The sequence below is a fragment of the Piscirickettsia salmonis LF-89 = ATCC VR-1361 genome, assembly GCF_000297215.2.
GTDB lineage: Bacteria > Pseudomonadota > Gammaproteobacteria > Piscirickettsiales > Piscirickettsiaceae > Piscirickettsia > Piscirickettsia salmonis.
The window spans coordinates 7265-9589 of the sequence record NZ_AMFF02000099.1 but is presented as its reverse complement, the minus strand read 5'-3'; the positions used below and the strand labels follow the sequence as shown (position 1 = coordinate 9589).

Sequence of the window (2325 nt, the reverse complement as noted above, 5' to 3'; positions counted from 1 at the left end):
GATTTATATGGAAATGTCAACAGAGCCTAGTAAGTGAGCAAATATAATCTATAAATTATAGAACTATACAAAAAGAACTGAACTTGCTTCTTGAAAACAATCTGAAGACCCCATTATATATGGAGCTAAACATGATAACTCACCAGCTAGGAGGCAACTTGCCACCATTCACATTTTTATATTAGAAAAATAGAGCCTTTAGGCGCTCTTGTGTAATATGCAATGTTTTTGCCGGATCAAACTTAGCAATAAAATCATTACAACCAACATGTTCAACCATCGCTTTATTAAACTCACCACTCAAAGAAGTATGCAATACAATAAATAGATCTTTTAATTTCGGATCTTCTCTACATTTTACCGTTAATGTATAACCATCCATTTCTGGCATCTCAGCATCGGTAATGACAACAGGAATTTTTTTGCTAATATCAGCATCACTCTCCTCACTAGCAACCTTTTTAAGGTAAGCAAATGCATCAGCACCGCTATTGCAAGCAACAACGTTAACATCAAGCTTACTTAGAATTTTTATTAAGTGATTTCTAGCAAAACTTGAGTCATCGACAATCAATAAAGAAACACTGCTTAAATCAAGACTCTTATCAATTTCAATATCATCAGTGTGCGCTTCAAAGCCAATAATATCTGCTAATACTTTTTCAACATCAACAACCTGAACAATTTTACGCTCAAAGTTCAATGTTGCAGTTACATAATGAGAGTTTCCTAACCCACTTGGCGGCTGCTTAATTTCATTCCATTCGATATTAATAATACGCTCAACACTACTGACAAGAAATCCCTGAGTATAACCATAATACTCAGAAATAACAATGACCGCTGAATCGTCATCGGCTAAACTTTTCATACCAATTTCTTTTGACAGATCAATAATAGGAATCGTCTGTCCGCGCATATGCATAACACCTAATACACACTGATGACTATTAGGCAATATCGTCAAAGGCTGTTGCTGCAGTACTTCTCGAATTTTAAAAACATTCATAGCATAAATATTCTCATCACCCAACTTAAATAGCAAAGACTCTAATCTATTTTTACCAACAAGTTGCGTTCTCGCATCAACCGTATCTAATATTCCTGCCATAATTTCTAACCGCTTTTATCACTTGGCGCTCATCATCTTGAACTTATCTAAAAAGTTCAGAGTTTAGCCAAAGTAATTATTTTTTATTAAAATACTAAAAGCAAATTTCATACCATAAAAAACCACTATAAACAAAGTAAAATAGATTTTAAAAGACTAAGTTAAAGTACACTGAAAATCATACATTTTTTCATTCTGAATATAAGAAGTCATTTTACAACGAATCGGCACGCCTCCAGACAAAACCCCCACTTCCCCTTTACCATACAGTTTTGCATCAAGAGTCAAATAAGTATCCTCAAGGCCTTCTCGCTCAACTCTGAGCTTAATCACCGCAAAACGGCCAAGACAATTGATTGCACTAGTAATCCAATGCACAACCAACGCGCTATTTTCTTCAATAAGAAGATCAACTGGTGTGATATAGCGCGTGCACTTTTTTTTATCCACATGAAAGTGAATTGTACGTACAGATTTATTCAATAAAGTAACACGATAAACATTGGTTAAATTTGCAAAAGTAGTAAAAGCTAGACCCATGAATAAAATAAAGAAAACAATTACATTTAAATAAAGCTTCATAATAATTAAAACATTTATAAATCACTTACTTTTTAATTTAGTATAGAACTTAATCATGCGTTAGTATTTATTTTCAATTGAAATCATTTACCTGGCTCAAGCTCTGAACTTTGCAACCCATAATCTCTATCTACCCTAGCTAACGCCCGTTGCGAAGCACAACCCGGGGCTCCCTTAGCAGCAAGATCTCTTATTTCTCTTATCGTAATACCATTATAGCTATCCATATGCTCTTGCACTCTACTTTTTGTAGGTCGCCAGCCTCTTTCTTCTTTATATAATCTCAAAAAATCATTAATAAAAGGAGCCTCATCTTCTCGCACTTGTTCTAAATGTTTTTTAAGAAATGGCATCGCATTTTTAGCCCTCGCCTGTGCTCCTTCAGCTTTAGCGATTAAATGAGCAGCTTTTATACATACATGTTCTCTCTGCTCTGGACTTAATTGTCTTTGATCAAAATTAAAATCATCAAAAACAATTTCTCCGGTGAAGTTTGCTCCAGTAAAATCTACCTCACCCTTCACTTCCTGTGAAAGTCTGAACCTAGCTTGACAGTTGGAGTCTACTAACTGTTTGGAGGTAAAGATTAATGAATTTAAAAGCGAAACGCGATATTTCACGAAAATTGAAAG

The 2325-nt window shown here is 34.6% G+C and carries 3 protein-coding genes; all 3 read right to left on the bottom strand.

The window, feature by feature from the left end; translation table 11 throughout:
• Positions 1–181 precede the first annotated feature (181 nt).
• The gene (locus tag C200_RS09965; RefSeq protein ID WP_016212093.1) at positions 182–1111 is read right to left on the bottom strand and encodes a chemotaxis protein; all 930 of its coding nucleotides are present in this window, start codon (positions 1109–1111) and stop codon (positions 182–184) included.
• A gap of 156 nt (positions 1112–1267) precedes the next feature.
• Entirely contained in the window at positions 1268–1693 is a 426-nt protein-coding gene (locus tag C200_RS09960) for a hypothetical protein (protein WP_016212091.1), read from the bottom strand.
• A gap of 83 nt (positions 1694–1776) precedes the next feature.
• On the bottom strand, positions 1777–2325 hold a 549-nt coding region (locus C200_RS14255), incomplete at its 5' end, for a hypothetical protein (RefSeq protein WP_033923757.1).

What these genes read in the sequence shown, in the direction of transcription:
- C200_RS09965 (WP_016212093.1), bottom strand. Translation starts at nt 1,111, where the DNA reads ATGGCAGGAATATTAGATACGGTTGATGCGAGAACGCAACTTGTTGGT.
- C200_RS09960 (WP_016212091.1), bottom strand. Translation starts at nt 1,693, where the DNA reads ATGAAGCTTTATTTAAATGTAATTGTTTTCTTTATTTTATTCATGGGT.